Source organism: Sporosarcina sp. ANT_H38 (assembly GCF_008369195.1).
GTDB lineage: Bacteria > Bacillota > Bacilli > Bacillales_A > Planococcaceae > Sporosarcina.
Window position 1 is genome coordinate 2,515,760 of the sequence record NZ_VOBC01000001.1, and the last position, 25,208, is coordinate 2,540,967.

The following is a 25,208-nucleotide window of genomic DNA, read 5'->3' on the forward strand; positions in this document are numbered from 1 at the left end:
TAATGGCAAGTGAGGATATGGTTTAGAGTCAGTTGTTAGATATGATTGGTCGGCGCACTTTTTTGGTTGGTCTACAAGTTTATATGATTGGTCGGCACACTTTTTGATTGGTCTACAAGCTTATATGATCGGTCGGCACACTTTTTTGATTGGTCTACAAGCTTATATGATCGGTCGGCACACTTTTTTGATCGGTCTACAAGTTTATATGATCGGTCACCCCCTATTTCCAACACAAAAAAGGACTTTCCCGTTAAAGGAAAGCCCCCCTTGATTTTCTTCATCAAACGACAGCCCGCACGTCTTCCTTAAACCTTTCAACTGCCTTCGCTGTATCAACCGTATGTCCGATTTCATTCAACGTGGCACCTATCAATTCAATCGCTTTTTCCAACATTTCCTCCGTTGTGTTACCCATATGCCCAATACGGAATGCTTTGCCTGCTAAATGAGCAAGTGAGCCTGCGACGATTACGCCTTTTTTACCGAGTGCTGCACGGAATTCGGCATCTTTAACACCTTCCGGATAAAGGATACAGCTCAATGTTGAAGCCGCGACTTGTTCATCAGCAATTGCTTTCATGCCGTATTCAGAAAGTGCAGCTCGCACCCCTTTGCCGAATGCCGTATGGCGAACAATCCTTTTTGACAATCCTTCCTCGTGAACGAGTCTCATTCCTTCATCATAGGCATAAATCAAGTTGACGGGCGGTGTTGCAAAATATTTTGAAGGATCGTTCATGACTGGCATCCAATTGTAGATATCGCAATAATAAGCAGGGACACGTTCCAACTGCTCTCTTGCCGCCAATGCTGTTTGATTGAAAGCTACAATTGCTAATCCTGGAGGAACGCCAATCGCTTTTTGGGAACCTGTCAAAATGACATCAATTTTATAATCCGGTTGTCCATATCCTTTGCTCATATCTTCTTCCATAGCAGCTGTTGCACAGACACCATCCAAAATGACTAATGCTCCATGCTTTTTTACAATTGGCACGAGCGCATCGAGATTAGCTGCAACACCCGTCGATGTATCGGCATGCGTAATTGTAACCGCTTTATAATTCCCTTCAGCAAGTTTCACTTCCACTTCCTCAGGAGTCACTTGGTTGCCCCATTCCGATTGGAGTACGTCCACTTCAATGCCGAATGCTTGTCCCAGTTTAATGAACCGGTCACCGAAATAGCCCTGACTGACGACTAATATCTTTTCGCCGGCAGCAACCGTGTTAATGAGCGCCATTTCCATTGCAATTGTTCCAGATCCGGCAACGACGAATACTTCTCCGTCTGTTTTAAATAATTTCTTTGTTTGCTCAATGGCATTTTTGTAAATCGCAACAAATCGTGGATCGGTATGCCCTCTTGTTTCACTAGCCATCGCATCATAAATTGAGTCGACTACAGGCGTTGGTCCAGGTATCAGTAGCATCTCTTCATTTCTCATTCTATTTCCCCTACCTTTTTCAGAATATTTCACTAGCACTAATACTACTTCCATATTTGTTACACAAACCCTCTTTTTCTTTAATAAAACAAGTAAAAACGGCTTTATTCCACATATAGGAATAGAGCCGTTGCTATGTCACCCTTCGTTCGAACCAATGCACCGCTCACATTCGAACAATGGGGATTCGACCTGTTCTACAATTTCACATCCACATTCACGACAAATCTTTCTCGGCAATTCTTTCCTGTTTTTGTTCGTTTGCATAGTAATCTCCTCCATTTCCATATTGGTTGACCTCCACTTATACATCATTTTAGTTTTTCATACCCTGGCAGTGTCAAAAACTCAACGAAGTCATCTTGTAATGTTAATGATGAAAACAGTTCTGCAGCTTCCTCATACTTTCCATCGTGGAAAGCATGATCACCAACAGTCTGTTTAATTAAGCCAAGTTCCTCTTGCAATACGTCTGTAACCAATACTCCGGTAATATCCAGCCCACTCGTAAGTTGACCTTGCGGATGACGAATCCATTGCCATACTTGTGATCTTGAAATTTCCGCTGTCGCCGCGTCTTCCATCAAATTATTAATAGGAGCGGCTCCGTTTCCTCTGAGCCAAGAAGCGATATACTGAACGCCCACACTACAATTCATTCGCAGTCCTTGTTCCGTAATCGTTCCTTCAGGGACTTCAAGCAAGTCTGCAGATGTAACTTTCACATCTTCTCGCTTCCGGTCCATCTGGTTCGGTGTCGGCATATGTTCGTTAAACTGCGCCATCGCAACTGCAACAAGCCCCGGATGTGCCACCCATGTTCCATCATGTCCGTCAGTCGCTTCACGGTGCTTATCTTCGCTCACTTTAGCAAACGCCGCTGCATTTGCTTCCGGATCATTTTTAATCGGAATTTGTGCTGCCATCCCACCGACTGCCGGTGCGTTGCGCTTATGGCACGTTTTAATACAAAGCAATGTATAAGCCCGCATGAATGGCGACGTCATCGTCACTTGGCCACGATCTGGCAAAATAACATCCGGTTGATTGCGTAGTCGTTTGATATAGCTGAAAATGTAATCCCAACGACCGCAGTTAAGTCCTGCTGAATGATCACGTAGCTCGTAGAGAATTTCGTCCATTTCGAATGCTGCTGCAATTGTTTCGATTAACACCGTCGCTCGAACTGTGCCACCCTGAATTCCTAGTTGCTGCTGTGCAAAGACAAACACATCATTCCAAAGTCTAGCTTCCAAATGACTTTCGAGCTTCGGCAAATAAAAGTAAGGTCCAGATCCTCTTTCGATTAATTCCTTAGCGTTATGGAAGAAGTAAAGTCCAAAGTCGAAGAAACTTCCTGCAATCGGTTCGCCGTCAATTGCAATGTTCTTTTCTACTAAATGCAATCCACGCGGCCGTATCATTAACACAGCGATATCATCGTTCAACTTGTATGTCTTGCCATTGGAATGCTGTTCAAACTCAATTGTTCGTCGAACGGCTTCTTTCATATTGAGCTGGCCTTCCAACATATTTACCCATGTTGGTGATGTCGCATCTTCAAAGCAAGCCATAAATGTTTTTGCACCTGAATTCAATGCGTTAATAACCATTTTCCGGCCGACGGGACCTGTAATTTCTACACGTCTGTCCTGGAGATCATGCGGGAGGGGAGCAATCGTCCAATCTCCATCCCGAATATGCTTTGTTTCGGCTAAGAAATCCAGTTGTATGCCACCGTCGATATCGCTTTGACGTTGTTGCCGGTTAGCTAAAAGTTCTTTCCGTCTCCCGTCAAAATGATCATGAAGAGATTGTAGAAATGCTAATGCTTCCGGTGTTAAAATCTCTTCACTTTCAGCAGTCAGTTCGCCTAAAACTTCTATACTATGGGATGTCGCTTGTTTCGTAGACAGATGGATCACCCTCCCTAATTGTTGTTGCTGTCCAGTTACTGACACCATTCATGCCCTTCGAATTGAGGCAGTAACTGACATCGAACCATCATACAAATTGTGCAGTTTCTGTTGAGCCTTTCATCGCTGTTGTAGAAGATGTACCGCCAGAAATGATCTGAGACACTTCATCAAAGTAACCTGTTCCAACTTCACGTTGGTGTCTAGTCGCTGTGTACCCTTTGTCTTCATTGGCAAATTCAGCCTGTTGCAGTTTTGAATATGCCGCCATGCCATTATCTTTGTAGTCATGCGCAAGATTGAACATGCTGTGGTTCAACGAATGGAATCCTGCAAGTGTAACGAACTGGAATTTGTAGCCCATTTCACCAAGTTCCACCTGGTATTTGGCGATTGTCGCTTCGTCCAAGTTCGCTTCCCAGTTGAATGAAGGTGAACAGTTGTAAGCAAGCATTTTTCCAGGGAATTTCGCATGGATTGCATCCGCAAACTGTTGTGCCTCTTCAAGTGATGGATGCGATGTTTCACACCAGACAAGATCTGCGTAAGGCGCATAAGCCAATCCGCGTGCAATCGCTTGGTCAATACCAGGTTTTGACCGGTAGAAACCTTCAGGTGTACGTTCCCCAGTAAGGAATTCAGTATCTACTGGATCGATGTCGCTAGTGACCATATCTGCTGCATCTGCATCTGTACGCGAGATAAGAACAGTTGGTACGCCGAGAACGTCAGCCGCAAGTCTTGCAGCAACTAAGTTACGGATTGCATTTTGTGTCGGTAGCAATACTTTACCGCCCAAGTGTCCACATTTCTTTTCCGATGCAAGTTGGTCTTCAAGGTGAACGCCTGCTGCTCCAGCCTCAATCATGCCTTTCATTAATTCAAATACGTTAAGTGGTCCGCCGAAACCTGCTTCAGCGTCCGCTATAATTGGTGCGAACCAGTCAAAACCGTCTGCACGCCCTTCTGAATGGTCGATTTGGTCAGCCCGTTGAAGTGCTTGGTTGATGCGTTTGACAACAGAAGGAACACTATTTGCTGGATATAAACTTTGGTCAGGATACATTTGTCCTGATAGATTTGCATCCGCCGCCACTTGCCAGCCACTTAGATAGATTGCTTGAAGTCCTGCTTTTACTTGTTGAACAGCCTGATTGCCTGTTAGAGCACCAAGGGCATTGATGAAATCCTCTTCATGCAATGAACTCCATAAGCGAGTTGCACCTTTTGTTGCCAGTGTTTGTTCAATCAAAACGGAGCCACGAAGCTTTACAACATCTTCTGCAGTGTAAGGACGTTCAATCCCTTTCCATCTGCTATCCTCAGCCCAACTTTTCTCCAATTGTTCAATCTGTTTTTGTCTAGTCATATCAACTTCACACCTTCCAATTTTTATAACGAACAGCTAATTATGAAATTAATTCTTTTGTACTGTTTCATAACAGCTAAAGTTGTTATACAGTAATATATAACAGAGGACTCTGGGTTGTCTGTACTTTCTGACAAAAGGTTATTATTTTGGGATGAAAGCGATTTAAAGATGACGAAATAGTTTGCTAGTAACATTTTCATAGAAAACAAAGGGGGAAACAGACATGATGAAGGCGAATGTGGGGATTGCGAAAGAACTGTTACAACAATATGCTGCTATATTGGACGACTGGATACCAAAGGATGCTGCTGTTGCGATTGCAGTTGGCGATCGCTACATTTATTACGTGGAAGGCATTCATCAGATCGAATTAAAAGAAGGGCAACCCGTTATGTCCGGTAGTATTGCCGATAAAGTAATTAGCGAGCGACTTAAAGTTGATAAAATCATGGATAACACATTGTTCGGAGCCTCGTATTATGGAATCGGCTATCCAATTGACCTCCAGGGCCAGCCCGGTGCACTAATCGTTATCTTGCCGCCGAATTATCATGTACTGAAACACGAACCATTTCGCTTCCTTACTGGCAAGCAAGAAGAAGAATGGAGTCCTATTCCAATCGAAGAGATTGCCTATATCGAAAGCTTACAAAAGAAAACCTGGTTTTATGTTGATGGTGAACAGTTCTGTACCAGTCATACGCTGAAAGATTTGCAACTGCGGCTACCGAAGACATTTCTACGCATCCACCGTTCATACATTGTCAATATTTTAGCCATCGAGCGCATTTCTAGGGATATTACTTCAAATCTTTTGCTCACATTAAGAGATGGTACAGAGTTGCCTGTTAGCCAGACATATATGGCTGATGTTAAGAAGGCACTTGGGTTTTAGGATTTTTTCGGGTGGTATGATCGTTTGGTGGGCGGATATGATTGCTGTGCTGGAGTATATAATCAGTCTGCGGATGGATATGATTGGTCCGCTGGGATATACGATCGGTCTGCGGATGGATATGATTGGTCCGCCGGGGTATAGGATCGGTTTGCAGCGTTATATGATTGGTCCCCTGGGGTATATGATCGGGGTGCAGCGTGATATGATTGGTGCCCTGGGATATATGATCGGGTGCAGCGTGATAGGATTGGTCCGCTTGGGTATATGATCGCTCTGCGTGTGGATATGATTAATTCACTGAGTTATATGATCGCTCCACACCACAAAACACAAAAAAAGCCACAAAAGTAGCATTCACTTTTGTGGCTTTTTTTGTGTTATTCACTTTTTCTTTATTGCTGCTACAAACTGTTCTGTCCCTTTCATCGATTCATCGTACAAGTCCTGGGACAGTTTTTTTGTATCTTCGACCGTTGCGGGCCAGTTTTCTTTCATAGCATTGAATGCATCCAAGAACAATGTTTGCTGTTTATTGATGTTCCCAATTGGAAAAGCATACTTTTCCAAGTGAGCGAGTTTCATGAAGTCATTCACTTTATGGTGATAGGAAATTGCCATGACGGGTGTCTCTGTGCAAGTTGCCAAAATTAATGAATGGAGCCTCGTACCGATAATGATATCTTGCTGTGCTGTCACATCCAATATCATATTTGGCAGAAGATTATCATCGATGATTGTCGTCTTGTCTTTATGTGTCATTTTTGCCTGGATATCTTTTGTGACATCTGCATCTTGCGGGAACTTTGTAGCAAAAAATGTCAGTTCCACATTGTGCTGCGCTGCAAGACTGTCCAGGTTTTTCGCCATACCTTCTACATAATCATTATAAATTGTGGGATTACCTTCCGGCCAATAACCTGCATTGTAATAAGGGACAGCGGTAATACCAATTTTTGTTGGCACAGCCGATTTTTCCACACCCGTTTGACGTAAGGAAAACGCCGGATCACCGATAGTCAAAACTCGTTCTTTCACACCGATTGATTTCAACAGTTCAGCAGATTCAGGGTCACGTACCGAAATACTATCTGCATGTTTAGCCATATAGCGGATGAACCATTTTCCTAAACCACTGCTTAATGGACCGGCACCACATCCGTAAACAACATAAGGTGTATTCGAGTTTTTAGCCATCATTGCGTATGATCCAAATAACGGCGCTTCTCTTTTATATAAATCCATTAAGATTCCGCCGCCACCTATAACAAGAAGATCAAACGTTTTAACGATTTTTTTATTATTTTGATACGTTGCGAAAAATGTCTTTACTGCATTGCCTTTTTTATAATACAGTGGAAAACTCGTTACGCTATATCGTTCTGCTGTTTGTTTAGGATTATTACTAAATACAGTTAGATCATTGCTGCTTATCTTGAACGTTGACGTCAACTGTTTAATAATGCTAAGTAAAATTGCCTCGTCCCCGTTATTATCATTTCCATAATTACCCACAACACCAATTTTCATTTGACAACTTCCTTCACTACATGATTGTTCCATCATAACATAACTGTGCTATTTCATGAAAATGGAACCCATTGGCCAGCGGTAAGTTGGTCAATGGGTTCCATTTTAAAAAGATAAGAATGTATACGTTTTTTAATTTGAGTTAGTGCCTAGACTCTAACGCTTTTCTTACTTATTAATACTGCGGTATAGGAATGCACTGAATTGAGCACGGTTCACAGGTTTATTTGGCTCAAAATTGCCTTTTTCATTTCCTGTTGTGATTCCATTTTTCGCTAAAATATGAACTTGTTCATACGCCCAGTGGCTTGTAGGAACGTCTTTAAATTTCTTCGTTGACTCGCCTGATAGCTTGTACGCTTTCACAAGAATTGCCGCCATTTGTGCGCGCGTTAGCTGGCCAGCAGGATCGAATGTTCCATCCCCTTTACCACCTACGAGATTCGCGCTTGCAATAGCATTAACTTCATTGAAATAACGATGTGTTTTAGGTACATCTTTAAACTTTTGTGTACTAACAATAGATGTATCCAAGTCAAACACTCGACTCAAAATGACAGCCGCATGCTCACGTGACAATGTATTTCCAGGGTTGAATTTACCGTCTAAGTCCCCTTTTATATAACCAAGGTCTTTCAAGAAACTTATTTCTGTATAGTATGCGTAAGTAGAAGGGATATCAGTAAACGCAGGCGTATCGTCAGACAAAACAATAGGAATGCTTGTCGTTTTCGATCCGAGTGTCACGTTCACTGAGCCTTTTCCTGCCTTATTAACAGCTTTAAAGCTTCCTGCTGATGTAATCGTTCCAATATCACCCGTAACACTCCATTTCAACTGTTCTGGTGAATAAAGGATTGGTTTTCCCTGTGCATCCGTTGCATTCGCTTTATAAGTTACAGTTGCACCTGGTTTCACTTTCGTTGAAGAAGGTACGATCGTTAACTTTGCAGGTGCATCGACAACAGTTACAGGGAATGAGTGCTTCGCATTGCCATATTGTACGGAAACCCGGTCTTCCCCTGCCTTCACTGCATTATATGACAATCCCGAACCTGTAACACTACCTTTTTCTGAAGTCAGTGTTAGTTGGCTATTATCTACTTTAAGTGGATTATAATAGGCATCCAGGACATGATTCACTATTAATGAAGCTTTTGAACCTACAAGCATTGTGCCAACTTGACTACGCGAAACGCTAATATGAGCTGGCTCGCTAACAGGTCCTGTGCTGATCGCCTCAATGATTGCTGACACTTTTCGTTCAGCACTTGTGGGTCTGTTTGCTAACACCACCGTATTGCTGCCATGATTCCTGACACCCATTGCAGTCGAACCACCGCCATCAAAATTAATTGCTCGGTCATAGCCCTGTGCAGCTAAGTAACTTGCAAATTGCTTGAGCGTCATCCCCTTACTATATCCTTTACGGTTGTCCACCGTTACCAGATCTACACGTTTTTTATCTTTGCTGATCGCGATAGCTGTGCGTGCCGTCGGAGAACTTGCCCGCCAATTGGTTGTATCCATCGTGATGTGTGGCTTACCGTCTTTCAATAGCATTGGACCGCTTGCCAACATAAACTCGGAATTCATCCACTTATCATCGATTGATAATGAAAGAGATACATCATCTCCAACTTTCATGTTTTTGAACCTTTCCAGATTCTTCGGACCATGGACAGAGAGAACAAATCCTGTTTTTGGAATTTCCACATTCCCTTTTACCCCATAGCCACGTACTTTAACAACTTTTCCAGACAGTTGCTGCCCGTACTGTGTATTCGTAATCGCCTGTCCTGTGTCAACGACGATTTCGATTCCGAATTCATTGGAATTAGTATTTTCACTATTATGTTGTGGTGTAAAAATGATAGTTTCATCACTCTGACGTTCACGGTTTATACCAGTCATTTGAAAATCTAATCCGTTATAGCCCAGATTAATACCCATTTTGTAATAATCAATTTCAGCCAGCCCGTCTTTCGTCACACCAAAAGCAATCGGATTGCTTACATAATAGCTAGACGAGTCGGAAATAACGCCTCCGTTAACAATCTCGTTGCCTTTCGAAATCAAATACATCGGCAGGCCACTTTTCATATCAAAGAACGAAGCATTAACCGCGCCCACAACACGATTGCCATCGCTTGAATCTCGATTGGCAAGAGCTGTTGTTGTAGATGTTTTTGCGATTGGTGCTGGTAACCCAATACCTAACTTCGTATAAGGATCACCCAAATTAACTGATAGATGATTTATGTAGTTTGTTGTCAAATTATTATATTGTGAATATGTCACACCTGATGACACAGGATAACTCTTCACCGGACTCTGATTGGCCGAGGCACTTGCTGGTACAGTCCAAAGAAGCGTGGCTGCTACTGCTGTCATTGCGACTTGTTTACTGAAATTTTTCAATGAATCTACTTTTCTAGTGATAAAACGACACTCTCCCTTCCTATTAATATACATTTTACCAAAATAATTAGTAGATTACTATAATCCATAAGAAGGAAATAATGAAAAGGAGAAGCACCTGTTCAGCTCAAAAAAGCGCTGAAGGACCTAAATAAATAAGCGTTATTTTCCTTTTCGGCAGGTCTGAAGCAACTCGAAGAGCTAGACAATAACGAAAAGCGGAAGCGCCGTTTAGACGTGACAGGCATAAGACGGACCGACGAAGTGGCGTTCTTTGCCACGCAGTCGGGCTGGCTTATGACCCGAACGTCTGGCGCTTTGAGCTAGACAATTACGAAAAGCGGAAGCGCCGTTTAGACGTGACAGGCATAAGACGGATAAAGGAAGGCAGTCTAAATTCGCGACATCGTGTCGCAACAAGGAGGGATGAAGTTCAATCCCTCCCGACTGCATGACCTGCATCCTGCAGGCCTAAGTGGCGTTCTTTGCCACGCAGTCGGGCTGGCTTATGACCCGAACGTCTGGCGCCTGGAGCTAGACACAAAAAAAACCGTTCAAGGCAGATTACTCTACCCTGAACAGCTTTTTTTGTTATAAGTCTTTAATTTTAAACTTAACATATTGATTCGAATAGGATGCGAATACACCAAAGATGATGAAGAAGAACATCGTGTAAAATTTAAGTTCCCAAATATTATAGTAGAATCCGGAAACCCCGGTCGCGAACCAGAAGGCTATCATAAATTTGCCGAATACTGTTTTTCGTTCTTTCCAGAAAAGCGCAAGCATACATAGCAAGAACGCTGCAAATAGAACAACGCCAACAACACCGGTTTCAGCAATTACCTGAATGTACTGGTTATCCGAGTAGAAATACTTGCCTCCATAGATGTCTGAACGAATCCCATAAAACTTATAGATTGGCGATCCATAAGACAATGTCGCAGACCCACCGAATGAACCGAACCCTGCTCCTGCAACCGGATTGTCTTTGAATACTTCAAACCCTTTTTCAATATAAAAGAATCGACCGCTTTCTGTCATGAGTGCCAAATTACTTTGATCGAAAGTCTCCCCAAAACGATCGCTAATGCTTCCAGGTTTAATCGGATCAGCTTTAAGACCAAGAGTTTGGAAGTACTGGACACCGAGATTAACAGGGTAATAAATCAGTAAGATTGAGGCTATGCCTGCAAGAATTAGTCGTTTCATAAGAATCCAGTTTTTCGACAATATAATGAAAATTACACCGAGTACGAATGCTGAGATCCAAGTCCCCCTAGAATAAGTGAGGATGAATACTCCAATGAACAAAACAAGATTTACATTCAGAAACCATTTGTATTTCTCAGTTTTGTAAATTGATTGAAGAAATAGGACAGCAATAATTCCGAAAAGCAGTAACAACGCGAGTGAATTCGGATTCCCAGGCAATCCATAGATTCTAACAAAGTTCGTCGCCGAGAGCGTTTTATATTTCCATACATCGGGCAACAGAAGCTGTCTCATAGACAGTTTTTCGATAATGCCATGAACTGAAACGATTAGGCCTGTCCAAACAGTTACCCACGCAAGCCGTTGGAACCATCCTTCTGGTAACAGCATCCGTGAAACTGTGTAATAAAGCAGATACATAATAATAAATGTCCGTAATTGGAAAATAACAGCTGATGGTAAAACACCTTGAACTAGTCCGCTGACAGCTCCGAACATTAGGAAAGCGAAAAATGCCCATTCAAACCATTTGAATGAAAACAGAGACTTCCAATCTTTTCTACCTGCAATAATTACTTTTGCAAACGCAATGAACGTGATAAGATCCCCGATTAGCTTAAGGCCCGGATTCACTTCTACAAGGAGCGGGCGAATGCTTACATAGATAACCAGGAATAACAAACTTTGCTGCGGCCTAAAAAATGCGAATAACGCAAAAAACAAGGAAGTAACGACAAGTGCAATCGACGATGGAAGAAACAATGCTATGACGATTACTGCCAATGCTGCGAAGAAATACATGATTTCTTTATCTTTTAATTTCTCTATTATAGTTGTCATGATATTTTCCCTTTCTACGACTAAATCGTTTCATATTAATGAACAAAGTCCTCCGTAATTATAGCATCTTATAAGACGTTGTGGCTTATTCTTTAGTTTCATATTTATTACAGTTCCTTCTTATGTAATTTGAACCTATTAATCTATCAAATTTCTGCTACTATTAAGTAAGACTATAGAAGGAGGTTTACACGTGAAAAAATTAATAACTTTCACTTTACTCACACTGCTCATGTTCTCCCCTTTCCTACAGATACAAGCACAGGCAAGTGACATTAAAGGTCACCAGATGGAAAGTGAATTGAATTATTGGATTAAAAAAGGCGTCATTCGAGCAGACGCAAAAGGGAATTATACTCCCAATAAGGCCGTTACGAGAGGCGAATTTGCTTCGTATATCGCACGCGCTCTTAAATTACCAGTTTCCACAAAGTACATATTTAAAGACTTGAAAACAAATTCAGGTCGCACAATTGAAATCCAGAATGCTGCTGGCGCTGGAATCCTTGCGGGTTACCCAGATGGTACATTTAAAGCCGACGACAAGATTACACGTCAGCAAATGGCAGCTATGATGTATAAAGCGATACGTTATATGGACATTCCTGTTAAGAAAAAAACTCTTACATTTAAAGATTCCAAACAGATTTCAGCTAACTTTGTAGATGCAGTCTCAGTTGCGGTCAATTATAACATTATCCGAGGAGATCACCGAAAAAATGGTGTTTATTTCATGCCAAAAGGGAACGCAACGATTGCACACGCTTCAGCATTCCTGTTCAGGTTGTTTGCAACTGCCGAAGAATTGAAGCCAACTAAACCTGTAGATCCTGTGGAACCTGGAATTCCTCCAGTGGACGTTCCAGACGTTGATCCTGAAGTATACAAAGTAAGTAGAAATTCTAACGGTCAACTTCAACAGACAACGGCACTGTATAAAACATATGAAGATGCATTGGCTGCTTACAATGAATCTTCATCCGTTAAAACGATCGAGAAGGATAAAAAAATCATCAAAATGAAAGCAGGTAAAGCTTTCGCTTCGAAGGAAAATAAAACCGCTATCCTTTATAAAGATTCCTCTTTCCTCACTGTTGCGACATCTATTCAAGAAGGCCGTGAAATGAAATATATAGGAAGCAGCCCGAACCACGTTATTCTCGAACTGGGCGGATTGACCTTCTATGCGAAACAAATTGAAGTTGATCTTGTCCCGACTGAACTTGTCACGAAATCTGACTACTATGAAGTTAAACAAGACGGTGTACTGTATCACCACACATATGATAATATCTCTAAAAAAACCCTTGCTGAATACTCAATTGGACCTGCAGCTCCGACCATGAGAATTGGAAAAAGTTATACAAGTCTCGATGGAGTCCAATTTAAAGAAATGAATTCGAATAATACGATTACGCACTACCCATACTTCCAATTCCAATCCGTCCGTCAACCATCTTCATATAGCGGTGCTGAACTTGATTACTTTATCGCTGAGATTTTGAAAGACCGTCAGAGTACGGGGGCTGCCCGTTACAAAGATGCTCCAACCAAATCGAAGTTGCTTGGTCTTGGCAACTATTTGAAAGCGGTTGAAGAAACACATCGTGTCAACGCATTGTTCATTCTTGCCGCAGCCATCCACGAAAGTGATTACGGTATAAGTGAAAATGCAATAAAGAAAAATAATATTTTCGGCATTAGAGTATTTGATTCCAGTCCGGAATCAGGTGCAATGTACAAACATCCTGAAAATAGTGTCGATGCATTTATTAAGGAATACATCAACAAAAATTACGCTAACCCACTAGGTGGATATGCAAATGGAGCAAGTCCAGGCAATAAAGTTGTCGGGTTTAATGTGAGGTACGCTACCGATCCAAACTGGGGGAGTAAAATCGCCGGACATATGTGGCGAATCGATACATTCCTCGGCAAGAAGGATTACAAACAAGCGGATCTCGGCCGCATCATTTATACCGGTCCCGTAGGTGTCAATGTAAGGACAAGCCCTGATGCGTTAAGTGCTAAACTATTCTCTTACAAACCGAAAGACCCCGGCGCCAATGCCGCATTCGGCTATCCAGTAGTTATAGTCGATGAAACAGTCGGCAGTGATGGTTTCAAATGGTATAAGGTACTAGCAGACATCAATCCTCCTTCAGACTTCGGCTGGATTCGATCAGATCTTATAGAGCGAATTACGGAGTAAAAACAGGTAAATCCTGTCCACTTGTGTTTGAGTGGACAGGATTTTTTTGTTGATGAAATTGGTTTTTTTATATTTAATGTCGGGTTAGTTTGGATTGATTTGAAACTGTAATGGCTAATCAACTAACTCTTACGACTTTCGGCAAAACTGGCATTTCCATCCCTTTTCATCCCCTCAAAAAAATCCCCTGCACTGAATAATTCCAGTGCAAGGGATTTCTATTGTAATCACTTTACCTCAAAGAGCATCCGTATGTTCTTTGCCTGCCGGAAGAATATCCGACATGCCAATACGCTCAAGGCCTTTTTTAATCTTCGTCGTATAACCTAATCTGTTCTTGTCCAAATAACCCGCTTTGGAACGAATCATTTCTTCAAAGACTGGCAACTTCTTATCATCGATTGCCGACCACAGTTCATAGGATTTAATTAGATCTTCCAATGTTAAATGTACATAATCGCGACCCGAAAATTTATGTTCCGGAGAAACTTTATACCAAATATCGCCGTCAGGACGGATCCACTTGTTTTTTTCCTTTTCAATCGCTGTCTGAATACTCGTAGCAGTAGCTAAGTATGCAGGATTTTTTAATTCTTGATATGCCATTAGAAGGACGTTCATCCCGCCAAGTGCGTGGTTCATGGACGTATGTGTCTTCACTTTTTGCACCGAAGGGAAATAGTCTGAAATATAGTAGGACTCTTTGTCCACTTTGACGATATTCCCTTTTCCCTTTTGCGATACAAGCAGATTGGCATAGTTTTTCAGACCGACATTGTAATCCGTATGCCCAAACGCTTTGCCACCATTATACAAGAACAATGCGATTTGTTCGTTGAATCTGGTATCGACGAACGGAGCCGTTATACCGTACAAACTTTTAAGGTACGTGCTTGTTACTTCTGTTTCCCAATACGTCGATTTCCCTCTGAATACATCCAAATTGGCAAATGAATTATATAGAAGGTTTTCATAATACCGTCCGCCAGTTTCGGTATAAAGTGCCATAACCCGGTCCTCTTTCACTAGAAGAAGATTTCGTCCATACCCTCTGCCTGACTTCGGTATTGGTTCAACCGTTACCGCCATCTTATTGTAAGGACCAGTGGCCGTGTACCATTTGTTTCGTTTTTTATAATAAATCGCTGACTCAAGCATCCAAGAGTCCATTTGCTTCCGATCCTCAAACAATCGTTCTCCGGAAGACATGAGCCATTGATCGACTATATCGAAGCCTTTCGACTGTAGTCGGTAAACGGAAAGTTGCGTTTCTCCAAGCTTAACACCACTAAACGCTTCAGACTCCTGATGTAATTCCCTTGTATGACTTTCCGCGCCGGTAGGGTACTTTTGGTTTAGTTCAGTTGACCGGTATGATTTACCAATCATTCGTTGAGATACTCCACCGTCTGTTTGTATTTTTTCAAAAATGCCTGTTGGATACGTCATCAAATCATGACCAAACGTTTCATCAAAAACTTTTTTGATTGGGAATCGGCTATATTCATGAAGCACCGCTTTTGATAATCCCTCTTCTGTTTGGATGACATCAACAGTAATCGGTTTGTTCTGTGGATTTCTCAGTTCGTTGAATAAAAAGTAATCTCCGTTAGGCAGTTCCCTTTTCGTCAATTTAACTGTCACCGATGGAAAACCGCTTATGCGGTATGTGAAAACGATATCAGTTGCATGCGCATATTTGACGGTTTTTTCTCCCGCAAATTGCATGATATGATTCGAACGTAAATATGTTTTGGTCGAAGTCGAAAGTGGAACTTCGACAAATTGCTGCTCTTGTCTGACTGATTCAAATGCACCGAACGTATCTGGTGCTGTAAATACTGTTGCAGGCAATTTCTCGATTAACCCGTTTTGCAGCATCGCTCTATGTAGGAATACGACATATGTCGCGCGGTTGACGGCTGTTTTCGGATCGAATGTACCGTCTTCCTTACCAGTTGTGATACCGTGCTGCGCAAGTACTTTAACGCCCAGTTTATGAGATTCACTAATTTTGTAATCGTCCTTGAATGTGATTTCTTCTCCCGTATCCTGCAACTTGAAAGCCCTAACGATGACAGTCGCCATCTGCTCACGTGTCAAAGAGTCGCCGACGCCAAAGGTCCCGTCTTCTTTCCCCAAGAAAATGCCGGCTTCATATGTAGCCATTGCACCTTTCAAATGGGAAGACTTGGCACTGACATCTTTAAATATCGGCTTGTAAGATGCAAATGGTAACTTAAGTGCATTCGTTATCAGGTTAGCCGCCTGTGCCCGTGATACCTCTAAACTCGGTCTGAATTGCTTGTCCGGATAACCGTTAATAATTTTCAAATCGACAAGTTGGGTTACTTCATCTTTAGCCCAGAAATCATTATGTACATCCGTAAAACTTGGACTAATTGGATTCGCGCTGGCATTCAATATGCCAAAGCCGAACATTGAAAGAACTGCGACAATCAGTCCAACTTTTATTGGACCTTTGATTTTTCTCTTGTGTAACATTTACAAATATCCTCCCCGCTCACTTACATATTCTGTTCAGTCATTCATCTATAATACCATAGAAGAGTATAGAAAAACCGCCACTTATCTAGGAAGCTTATTTGTTATCCTATGGCTAGTTGGGTAACAAACGCCCAGCAAGAGCCATAGTTACAAAATAGAACCTGGAATAACCGTATTAAAAATATCATATTATCGTAAACAAAAATTAGTAGGAAATGAAATAATGGAATATAAATGGGTTATTAAGTTAAGGTAGAATGACATGTGAATCTCTATGTTGAGGATATCAATTTAATATTGAATAAAACCATTTTTTTCCACAGCTAGCTCGCAAATCATATTCGCTCGCTTTATGACAGACAGTTTTATGGGTTGGTGCTAAGGGCTAGGATTAGAGGCCTCAGGTAACACAACAGCGAAATGTTTAGTTCCCCTTCGTGATGAAGTTCTGCAACGCGACCTCCATCTGATTCGTGTCACTACAGCTATATTCCTTGATAAACAAAAAATTATGTCCTTTTCTTTTCGCCGACTTAATACACGCAGGCATTAAAAACTTGCACAATTTATCGGATGATTGCTCACCCCTATAAAAAAAGGATCCAATTGCTATCTAATTGACAGCAATTGGATCCTATTTTATTATGCTTTTCTATTCAACCATTTATTTTTAATCGCCATCAGATAAATAACGAATGCAAATGCAAATGTGATAGCAACAAAGACAAAACCTTGAGAGTTCAATACGAGCATCGGAGCGAATGTAACGAGCATAATTTCAACCGGCGCAATTGGTATATAGGCCAAGCTGTAATCATCCAGCGTCTTACTTTCCGATTTCGGATCGACGATTCTAAGTAGCGCCATACCCATAGCGACCGTTCCTGTTGTCCAGCCCCATGTGAATATCCCTTTTTCAAACCAGTATTGTGGGAAAAACTTCTTCGAAAAAATCGCAAAGAATAAGAATGCATACACAAGTCCAAACACAAATAACAAAATTAACGGAACAGCGTAATCAAGCACAACTGAAATACTGATTGAACCAATTCCGAATGCTACGAGAATATCCGTCGCACTACCACTAATCCTCGACACAACATCCTTACTGACATACTTATCGGTATCCGTAGAATTTAATATCTTCTTCACGAACAATCCAACAAGAAACGCCAATGAAAATGCAGGTATAACAACGCTTGGTAATAGCATCGCACCTAATTGACTTAAATAATAACCGCCCATGGCGATAATTATAATGATAGATAAGTGAAAAACGTATGGATCAATCGAGATCGACGACACCGTATCTGTTTCAGACTTCGTTCTCGATTCAGGTGGGATTAATCCCGTTCTAAGCTCATCTGGCAAATCTTTGAACGAAGCGAGGAATGACGTATGCCCCTTTGATGAACCCCATTTGATGAAGACAATCCCTATTAGTATGGCACTCATAATCCCTACAGTGGCAGATGTCATAGCTAATGAAGTCGCTTCTTCCCAGCCATTTTGCGCAAACGTCGCACCAATAGCCGCTGCAGTTCCGTGTCCTCCTACGAAGCCGGCTGCAAGTAACAAGCCGAAACCGTCATGTACATCCCAAAATGGATTAATCAGTAGGAGCGCGAATAACAATCCTCCACCCCACATTAATACCATTGCAATTTGAGAGTACGACCACATGCTACCGACTCTTGTCTTAATCGCATTCCAGTCAATCCGTGGTGACAGTAACGGCAGTGTTCCAAAGATGACTGCTATCAAGATTGCCGGATAGACTCCCATTTGATTTGAAAATGGCAAAAGACCAAAACCATTCGGTCCAAACAGCAAAGCCAGGAGCCCCGCAATGATACTAGCCGGCAAAAACATTTGCTGGATGAACTTAACCTTCGCTCGAATAATCGTCCCTACAAGCAGAAGCAGTGATATCAAACCGAAATCCGTAAATAAAACCCATGGTGAAAAATCCATATTTTTATTCTCCTTATCTATACACTATTTTTCGCTGAATTTAATGCCCCTTTCTCAACACGTATGTAACCGTTTACATGAACATATAAAAGCATAATATTTTATCAACTTTCACTAAGATAACATTTTTTAAAGCCATAGTAAACTTAACGGACAACTCCGAATTTCATGTTGAATTCATAATAGATTTATAATTGATTTCAACTATTGATATGTAATTTGATTCCTAGCAAAAAAATAATGAATTTGTCATATCACATTATCTTCAGTATATGGACAGGAAGGATTCCGGGAGAAATAATGATAGTATTTCTGGACTTTAAATATGCTTTTAATTATAGCTAAGTAGTTGTTTGTCCCCTCACCCCATTTTTTTACTGAATAAGATGTTACAGAAAGGAGGTGAAAAAATGAATTTTTATAACTATCAAAGAAATTGTTTTAATGGTCGAAAATTTATTATTCCTTGTTCTAGTCACAATTTCCGTAAAATAGTATGCACAGGACCTCCTGGACCTCCGGGACCTCCAGGTGCTACTGGTGCTACCGGTGCTACTGGTGCTACTGGTGCTACTGGTGCTACTGGTGCTACTGGTGCTCAAGGTATTCAAGGATTACCGGGAACTACCGGTGCTACTGGTGCTCAAGGTATTCAAGGATTACCGGGTACTACCGGTGCTACTGGTGCTACCGGCGCTCAAGGGTTGCCAGGTACTAATGGCGCGGACGGTGCTACTGGCGCTACCGGCGCTCAAGGTATTCAAGGGTTACCAGGTACTAACGGCGTAGACGGTGCTACTGGCGCTACTGGTGCTACTGGTGCTACTGGCGCTCAAGGTATTCAAGGGTTGCCAGGTACTAATGGCGTGGACGGCGCTACTGGTGCTACCGGCGCTCAAGGTATTCAAGGGTTGCCAGGTACTAATGGCGTGGACGGCGCTACTGGTGCTACTGGCGCTCAAGGTATTCAAGGATTGCCAGGTACTAATGGCGCGGACGGCGCTACTGGTGCTACCGGCGCTCAAGGTATTCAAGGGTTGCCAGGTACTAATGGCGCGGACGGCGCTACTGGTGCTACCGGCGCTCAAGGTATTCAAGGGTTGCCAGGTACTAATGGCGCGGACGGGGCTACTGGCGCTACCGGCGCTCAAGGTATTCAAGGGCTACCAGGTACTGACGGTGCTACTGGCGCAACTGGTGCTCAAGGTATTCAAGGATTACAGGGAACTACTGGCGCTCCAGGATTACCGGGAACTAACGGAGCTGACGGGGCTACTGGCCCTCAAGGTATTCAAGGGTTACCAGGTACTGACGGTGCTACTGGCGCAACAGGACCTCAAGGTATTCAAGGGTTACCAGGTACTAATGGTGTAGACGGCGCTCCAGGATTACCGGGAACTGACGGGGCTACTGGCGCTACAGGACCTCAAGGTATTCAAGGATTACCAGGTACTAACGGCGTGGATGGCGCTCCAGGATTACCGGGAACTAACGGAGCTGACGGGGCTACTGGCCCTCAAGGTATTCAAGGATTACCAGGTACTAACGGCGTGGATGGCGCTCCAGGATTACCGGGAACTAACGGAGCTGACGGGGCTACTGGCCCTCAAGGTATTCAAGGGTTACCAGGTACTAATGGTGTAGACGGAGCTCCAGGATTACCGGGAACTGACGGGGCTACTGGCGCTACAGGATTACCGGGAACTAACGGAGCTGACGGGGCTACTGGCCCTCAAGGTATCCAAGGATTACCAGGTACTAACGGCGTGGATGGCGCTCCAGGATTACCGGGAACTAACGGAGCTGACGGGGCTACTGGCCCTCAAGGTATTCAAGGGTTGCCAGGTACTAATGGCGTGGACGGTGCTACCGGCGCTCAAGGTATTCAAGGGTTACCAGGTACTAACGGAGCTGACGGTGCTACCGGCGCTCAAGGTATTCAAGGATTGCCAGGTACTAATGGCGCGGACGGCCCTCAAGGTATTCAAGGGTTACCAGGTGCTAGTACAGTAATACCATTTGCATCAGGAACTTCGGTTGTAACTTTGAATACACTAGCATTAGGATTAGTTGGTACTCCGGCTCTTGTAGGATTCGGAAGTTCTATTCCAGGCGTTTCTATTCTCGGCAGTTCATTCACACTTCCAGCTCTAAGTAACTTTAGCTTTATGGTTCCTCGTACAGGGACCCTTACAAGTATTTCAGCATACTTTAATAGCACAGTAGGACTAAGTCTCATAGGTTCTACGGTGACTGTCCATGCAGAGGTATATCGTGCATCCGGCAATAGCAATGAATTTTTCGCAACAGGCGTTACTGTACCTCTAACATTTACTGGAACAATCAATATCGGTACCATAGAGACTAACACCGCTAGCGGCTTCTCATTAGGAATAAACGCAGGAGATCGTTTACTAATGGTATTTTCCGCTACTGCAACAGGGCTCAGTCTAGTAAACACTATAACAGGTGCTGCAAGTGCAGGTTTGACAATCAATTAATAAATTGATATACAAAGAAACATTGCTCCTAACGAAGATTTTAGAACACCAAATAGCAAAAAAATAGCCCCTTTCATTTCACAACAATGAAAGGGGCTTTTTTCAATTTGCTTGTTCAACTGCAGTAATTCTAACGATGCTCTTTGTTGTGTAACTAGCATAATATTTGTATTAAAAATTTAGAACAGAGTCGTTACATCTCGCAATACAACTTCCCAACTTTCCAACGTCGAAATTTCCTCCTGAGACGATCACGCCGACTCGCGCAGCCGCAATTGGTAATTTCTTATTCATAACAGCCGCAATCGCCGCAGCTGCGGCCCCTTCAACAAGCAACTTCTCACGCTCTAACATGAAAAGAATCGCAGAAGATATTTCCTTTTCCGTCACTGTAATCATATCGTCTACATAATTACGAATGATATCCATCGTTACTTTACCAGGTTCTCTAACGCAAATACCTTCTGCAATCGTCGGTAAAAAGTGAGTCAAATTATTTTTTCTACCATGATAGGACGAAGCAATTGCAGGTGCATTTTCGGCCTGGACTCCAATCACTTTTACCGAAGGCCGGATTGTCTTCACAGCAAGTGCAGTCCCTGCGAGTAGACCCCCACCGCCTGCGGGTACAACAATCGTATCCAAATCAGGTTGCTGCTGCAACATTTCCATCGCAACAGTTGCCTGGCCCTCGATAATTGTTAGATCGTCGAATGGATGTATAAACGTCGCGCCTGTTGCTAGTTGTTCAGTTCGCGCAGCTTTATAAGCTTCATCAAAACTCTTTCCAACAAGCTTTACAATCGCTCCGTATTTCCGGGTTGCATCTACTTTTGCTGCTGGAGTCGTTTCAGGCATGAATATTGTAACTCGGGCTCCCACTTTACGTCCTGCCAATGCAACACCTTGTGCATGATTTCCCGCGGAAGCCGCAAGTAAACCTTTTGCGCATTCAGCTGCTGTCAGTTGAGAAATTTTATTGAACGCACCGCGCACTTTAAACGACCCTGTCTTCTGTAAATTTTCAAGTTTCAAAAACACTTTGGATTGTGACCATTCATTCAAAGTCATAGATTGTTTAATAGGCGTGCGGTGAACGATTTCCGTTAAGCGTTCAAATGCTTCGAATAAGCGCGCTGTATTATACAAATCCCCAATTACACCATCTCCCTTTTAAGTCGATATTTACGCCTTTTGAAGTTGCTTCTCATAGTTTGCAATTTGTTCTTCATATTTGAAGGTCAAGGATATTTCATCCCAACCATTTAATAACATTTCTTTATAGTACGGGTCTATATTAAACGAATAGGACTTGCCATCCTGCCCCGTTACCGTCTGTTCAACTAGATTTACTTCTACTGAATAGGGATTTCTTTGACCATTTACTAACAACTCTTCTACTTCCGACATTTTCAACTTAATCGGAAGCAAGCCGTTTTTCATACAGTTATTATAGAAGATATCCGCAAAGCTTGGCGCGATGACGACATTGAATCCATAATCTAAAATTGACCATGGTGCATGTTCACGCGAGGAGCCGCAACCGAAGTTTTCTTGGGCGACGAGGATTTTAGATCCTTTGAACCGCTTATCATTCAAGATGAACTCTTCCACTTCGCTTCCGTCCGCGTGATGCCGCCAATGATAAAATAAATACTTCCCGAATCCAGTCCGTTCAATTCGCTTCAAGAACTCTTTTGATATTATCTGATCGGTATCGACGTTTTTACGATCGAGCGGCGTTATAACGCTTACGACTTCATTAATCGGTTCCATCTAATCATCCTCTCCTCAGTTATGCATGCACCGCTTGTAATTCACGTACATCTACAAAATGACCCGCAATTGCTGAAGCCGCTGCCATGGCCGGGCTTACAAGATGTGTACGTGCCCCCATTCCTTGACGTCCTTCAAAATTCCGATTCGAAGTAGAAGCGCATCGTTCTCCTGCTGGCACAACATCATCATTCATCGCTAGACACATACTGCAACCAGATTCCCGCCACTCGAAACCAGCTTCAAGAAATACGGCATCAAGGCCTTCATCTTCCGCCTGCATTTTAACTGTGCGTGATCCAGGTACGACGATTGCCGTAACAGAGGGGTGAACTTTCTTCCCTTCAATCACTTTTGCCGCTGCACGCAGATCGCTTATTCTCGCGTTCGTACACGAACCTATGAATACGTGCTGGATGTCAATGGACGTCAACGGAACTCCTTCTTCAAGGCCCATATAAGTTAGTGCCTGTTTCAGTGCGTCTTTATCAGATTCCACTTTAAAGTCCCGCGCGTAAGGCACACTAGCTGAAATACCAGAGCCCATTGAAGGGTTGGTTCCCCAAGTCACGAACGGTTCGATTTCACCCGCGTTCATTTCAAGAACAGTATCATACGCCGCGCCCTCATCTGTAGCCAGTGACAACCAATATGCCGCGGCTTCATCAAAAGCTTCAGCTTCCGGAACATATCTACGATTTTTTAAATAGGCAATAGTCGTTTCATCCGGGCTTATTAAACCGGCTTTTGCACCTGCTTCAATAGACATATTACAAACGGTCATCCGTTCTTCCATCGTGAAATTGCGGATTGCTTCACCTGTAAATTCGACAATATGACCTGTGCCCATATCGATGCCGTATTTAGCAATAATCGCTAAAATAACATCTTTCGCAGCTACACCAAATCCAAGATCCCCGTTAATGCGGATTTCCATCGTTTTCGGTTTTGATTGCCACAATGTTTGTGTTGAAAGAACATGCTCAACTTCACTTGTACCGATGCCGAATGCAATTGCCCCGAACGCACCATGTGTAGATGTATGGCTATCGCCGCAGACAATTGTTTTGCCAGGTTGCGTCAATCCAAGTTCTGGCCCAATAATATGGACAATCCCTTGATCTGGATGATCCATATTCGCAAGAGGAATTCCGAATTCATCACAATTCGTTTGTAATGTGTTGATTTGTTTTCGTGCAATCGGATCTTTAATCGCATCGCGGTTTCGTGTTGGAACGTTATGATCCATCGTCGCAAAACAGAGGTCGGGTCTGCGCACAGTACGATTCGCAAGTCGCAGCCCTTCAAATGCCTGCGGAGAAGTTACTTCATGCAATAAATGAAGATCGATATAGAGCAAATCAGGCTTCCCTTGTTCTTCGTATACGATATGCTGATTCCAGATTTTCTCGATAATATTTTGTGCCATATGGCAGCCCTCCCTCTCTTATCAAATGAATGAAGTTAAACATATGAAAACATAATGCTATTTGAGACGAATTGTGTATCAAGTTCGCCAATGACTTTGTCCGTCCATTCTTTTGTTGATAAAACCCGGTTACCAGGTTCTACAAGATCCGCTGTGAAGAAACCGTCTTCGAACACCGTGTTAACTGCTTCTTCAATTGCTGATGCTTCCGTATCCAGGTTAAATGAATACTTCAACATCATTGCAACAGATAGAATCGCTGCCGCTGGATTTGCCAATCCGAGTCCCGCAATTTCAGGTGCGGAACCATGGACAGGCTCGTATAGACCAAATCCGTCCGAACGAATACTCGCTGATGGAAGTACGCCTAATGATCCCGTAATGACGGATGCTTCATCACTCAAAATGTCCCCAAACATATTTTCCGTAACGACAACATCAAATGCTGCCGGGTTTGTAATCAGTTTCATAGCAGTAGAATCGACTAACATATGCTCCACTTCAATATCGGGATAAGCTTTCTTTTTCTCTTCAACAACTTCACGCCATAACTTACTCGTTTCAAGCACATTTGCTTTATCAACAGAAGCAACTTTTCCTCTGCGCAAGCGAGCAATTTCAAACGCTTTTACAACAATACGTTCAATCTCTTCGCGTGAATAAACGAGTGAATCCACTGCAGCATCTGCCGTCCGTCGACTCGGTTCTCCGAAATACAGACCGCCTGTCAATTCCCTTACAATCATCATATCTACGTTTTTCGCCACTTCTTCTTTTAGAGGAGATGCATGGAGCAAGGATGGCACAGCTTTCACAGGCCGAAGATTTGCAAACAAGTCGAAATGTTTTCGAATTGCAAGTAGTCCTTTTTCCGGTCTCATTGCCGAAGGATTTTGATCCCATTTCGGACCGCCTACAGCGCCAAGAAGTACTGCTTCACTCGCTTCACAAAGTGCTACTGTTTCATCTGGAAGCGGATTTTGATGTTTATCAATTGCAGCGCCGCCAATCACTCCGTATTCTATATGGAATGTGTGGTTAAAACGTCTTGCAATCACTTCAAGCACTTTCACTGCAGCTTCAGTCACTTCTGGGCCGATTCCATCACCTGGTAATACTGCTACTTTCTTCTCCATAGAACTTCTCCTCCTTATTGTTTTTGAATCTAT

General features: G+C 42.7%; 17 protein-coding genes. 4 read left to right on the forward strand and 13 right to left on the reverse strand.

Annotated features, from left to right (window positions below):
• Window positions 1-283 precede the first annotated feature (283 nt).
• From FQ087_RS11865 to aceA, 4 genes are all read right to left on the reverse strand, one after another.
• On the reverse strand, window positions 284-1,450 hold the full coding sequence (locus tag FQ087_RS11865; RefSeq protein WP_149580638.1) for a pyridoxal-phosphate-dependent aminotransferase family protein: 1,167 nt from the start codon (window positions 1,448-1,450) through the stop codon (window positions 284-286).
• 138 nt (window positions 1,451-1,588) lie between these two features.
• Window positions 1,589-1,717, reverse strand: a complete 129-nt coding sequence (gene yhfH, locus FQ087_RS11870; RefSeq protein WP_149580639.1) for a protein YhfH — start codon at window positions 1,715-1,717, stop codon at window positions 1,589-1,591.
• 44 nt (window positions 1,718-1,761) lie between these two features.
• The gene (gene aceB, locus FQ087_RS11875; protein WP_149580640.1) at window positions 1,762-3,414 is read right to left on the reverse strand and encodes a malate synthase A; all 1,653 of its coding nucleotides are present in this window, start codon (window positions 3,412-3,414) and stop codon (window positions 1,762-1,764) included.
• A gap of 40 nt (window positions 3,415-3,454) precedes the next feature.
• A complete protein-coding gene (aceA, locus tag FQ087_RS11880) occupies window positions 3,455-4,735 on the reverse strand; it encodes an isocitrate lyase (protein WP_149580641.1) in 1,281 nt (426 codons plus the stop codon).
• A 226-nt stretch (window positions 4,736-4,961) separates the two neighbouring features.
• Between aceA and FQ087_RS11885 the strand changes: the two genes are divergently transcribed.
• Both FQ087_RS11885 and FQ087_RS11890 read left to right on the forward strand, forming a co-directional pair.
• Entirely contained in the window at window positions 4,962-5,633 is a 672-nt protein-coding gene (locus FQ087_RS11885; protein WP_149580642.1) for a LytTR family DNA-binding domain-containing protein, read from the forward strand.
• A 37-nt stretch (window positions 5,634-5,670) separates the two neighbouring features.
• A complete protein-coding gene (locus FQ087_RS11890) occupies window positions 5,671-5,904 on the forward strand; it encodes a hypothetical protein (protein ID WP_149580643.1) in 234 nt (77 codons plus the stop codon).
• 113 nt (window positions 5,905-6,017) lie between these two features.
• Here the strand turns inward: FQ087_RS11890 and FQ087_RS11895 are convergent, their stop codons facing one another.
• The 3 genes from FQ087_RS11895 to FQ087_RS11905 all read right to left on the reverse strand — a co-directional run bounded on the left by FQ087_RS11895 (window position 6,018) and on the right by FQ087_RS11905 (window position 11,639).
• A complete protein-coding gene (locus FQ087_RS11895; protein ID WP_149580644.1) occupies window positions 6,018-7,163 on the reverse strand; it encodes a polysaccharide pyruvyl transferase family protein in 1,146 nt (381 codons plus the stop codon).
• A 168-nt stretch (window positions 7,164-7,331) separates the two neighbouring features.
• Complete coding sequence (locus FQ087_RS11900) at window positions 7,332-9,584, reverse strand: S-layer homology domain-containing protein (RefSeq protein WP_188006709.1); 2,253 nt, start codon at window positions 9,582-9,584, stop codon at window positions 7,332-7,334.
• Between the two features lie 591 nt (window positions 9,585-10,175).
• Window positions 10,176-11,639 (reverse strand): O-antigen ligase family protein, encoded by a 1,464-nt coding sequence (locus FQ087_RS11905; protein WP_149580646.1) that lies wholly within the window; start codon window positions 11,637-11,639, stop codon window positions 10,176-10,178.
• Window positions 11,640-11,832: 193 nt separating this feature from the next.
• Between FQ087_RS11905 and FQ087_RS11910 the strand changes: the two genes are divergently transcribed.
• On the forward strand, window positions 11,833-13,851 hold the full coding sequence (locus FQ087_RS11910) for an S-layer homology domain-containing protein (RefSeq protein ID WP_149580647.1): 2,019 nt from the start codon (window positions 11,833-11,835) through the stop codon (window positions 13,849-13,851).
• 237 nt (window positions 13,852-14,088) lie between these two features.
• Here the strand turns inward: FQ087_RS11910 and FQ087_RS11915 are convergent, their stop codons facing one another.
• The gene (locus tag FQ087_RS11915; RefSeq protein ID WP_255452246.1) at window positions 14,089-16,356 is read right to left on the reverse strand and encodes an S-layer homology domain-containing protein; all 2,268 of its coding nucleotides are present in this window, start codon (window positions 16,354-16,356) and stop codon (window positions 14,089-14,091) included.
• Between the two features lie 645 nt (window positions 16,357-17,001).
• Entirely contained in the window at window positions 17,002-18,333 is a 1,332-nt protein-coding gene (locus FQ087_RS11920) for a sodium/glutamate symporter (RefSeq protein ID WP_149580648.1), read from the reverse strand.
• A gap of 410 nt (window positions 18,334-18,743) precedes the next feature.
• Here FQ087_RS11920 and FQ087_RS23255 point away from each other — a divergent pair, with 410 nt between their 5' ends.
• Window positions 18,744-20,834, forward strand: a complete 2,091-nt coding sequence (locus tag FQ087_RS23255; RefSeq protein WP_149580649.1) for an exosporium glycoprotein BclB-related protein — start codon at window positions 18,744-18,746, stop codon at window positions 20,832-20,834.
• 171 nt (window positions 20,835-21,005) lie between these two features.
• Here FQ087_RS23255 and FQ087_RS11930 read toward each other — a convergent pair whose 3' ends face one another.
• Genes FQ087_RS11930 through leuB form a run of 4 tightly spaced genes read right to left on the reverse strand, consistent with a single transcriptional unit; the run spans window position 21,006 to window position 25,175 of the window.
• Window positions 21,006-21,983 (reverse strand): threonine ammonia-lyase, encoded by a 978-nt coding sequence (locus FQ087_RS11930; protein ID WP_255452247.1) that lies wholly within the window; start codon window positions 21,981-21,983, stop codon window positions 21,006-21,008.
• Window positions 21,984-22,019: 36 nt separating this feature from the next.
• Window positions 22,020-22,610: a 3-isopropylmalate dehydratase small subunit gene (gene leuD, locus FQ087_RS11935; protein ID WP_149580650.1), complete on the reverse strand. Its 591-nt coding sequence runs from the start codon at window positions 22,608-22,610 to the stop codon at window positions 22,020-22,022.
• A 19-nt stretch (window positions 22,611-22,629) separates the two neighbouring features.
• The gene (leuC, locus tag FQ087_RS11940; protein ID WP_149580651.1) at window positions 22,630-24,039 is read right to left on the reverse strand and encodes a 3-isopropylmalate dehydratase large subunit; all 1,410 of its coding nucleotides are present in this window, start codon (window positions 24,037-24,039) and stop codon (window positions 22,630-22,632) included.
• Between the two features lie 35 nt (window positions 24,040-24,074).
• Complete coding sequence (leuB, locus tag FQ087_RS11945) at window positions 24,075-25,175, reverse strand: 3-isopropylmalate dehydrogenase (protein ID WP_149580652.1); 1,101 nt, start codon at window positions 25,173-25,175, stop codon at window positions 24,075-24,077.
• Window positions 25,176-25,208 lie beyond the last annotated feature (33 nt).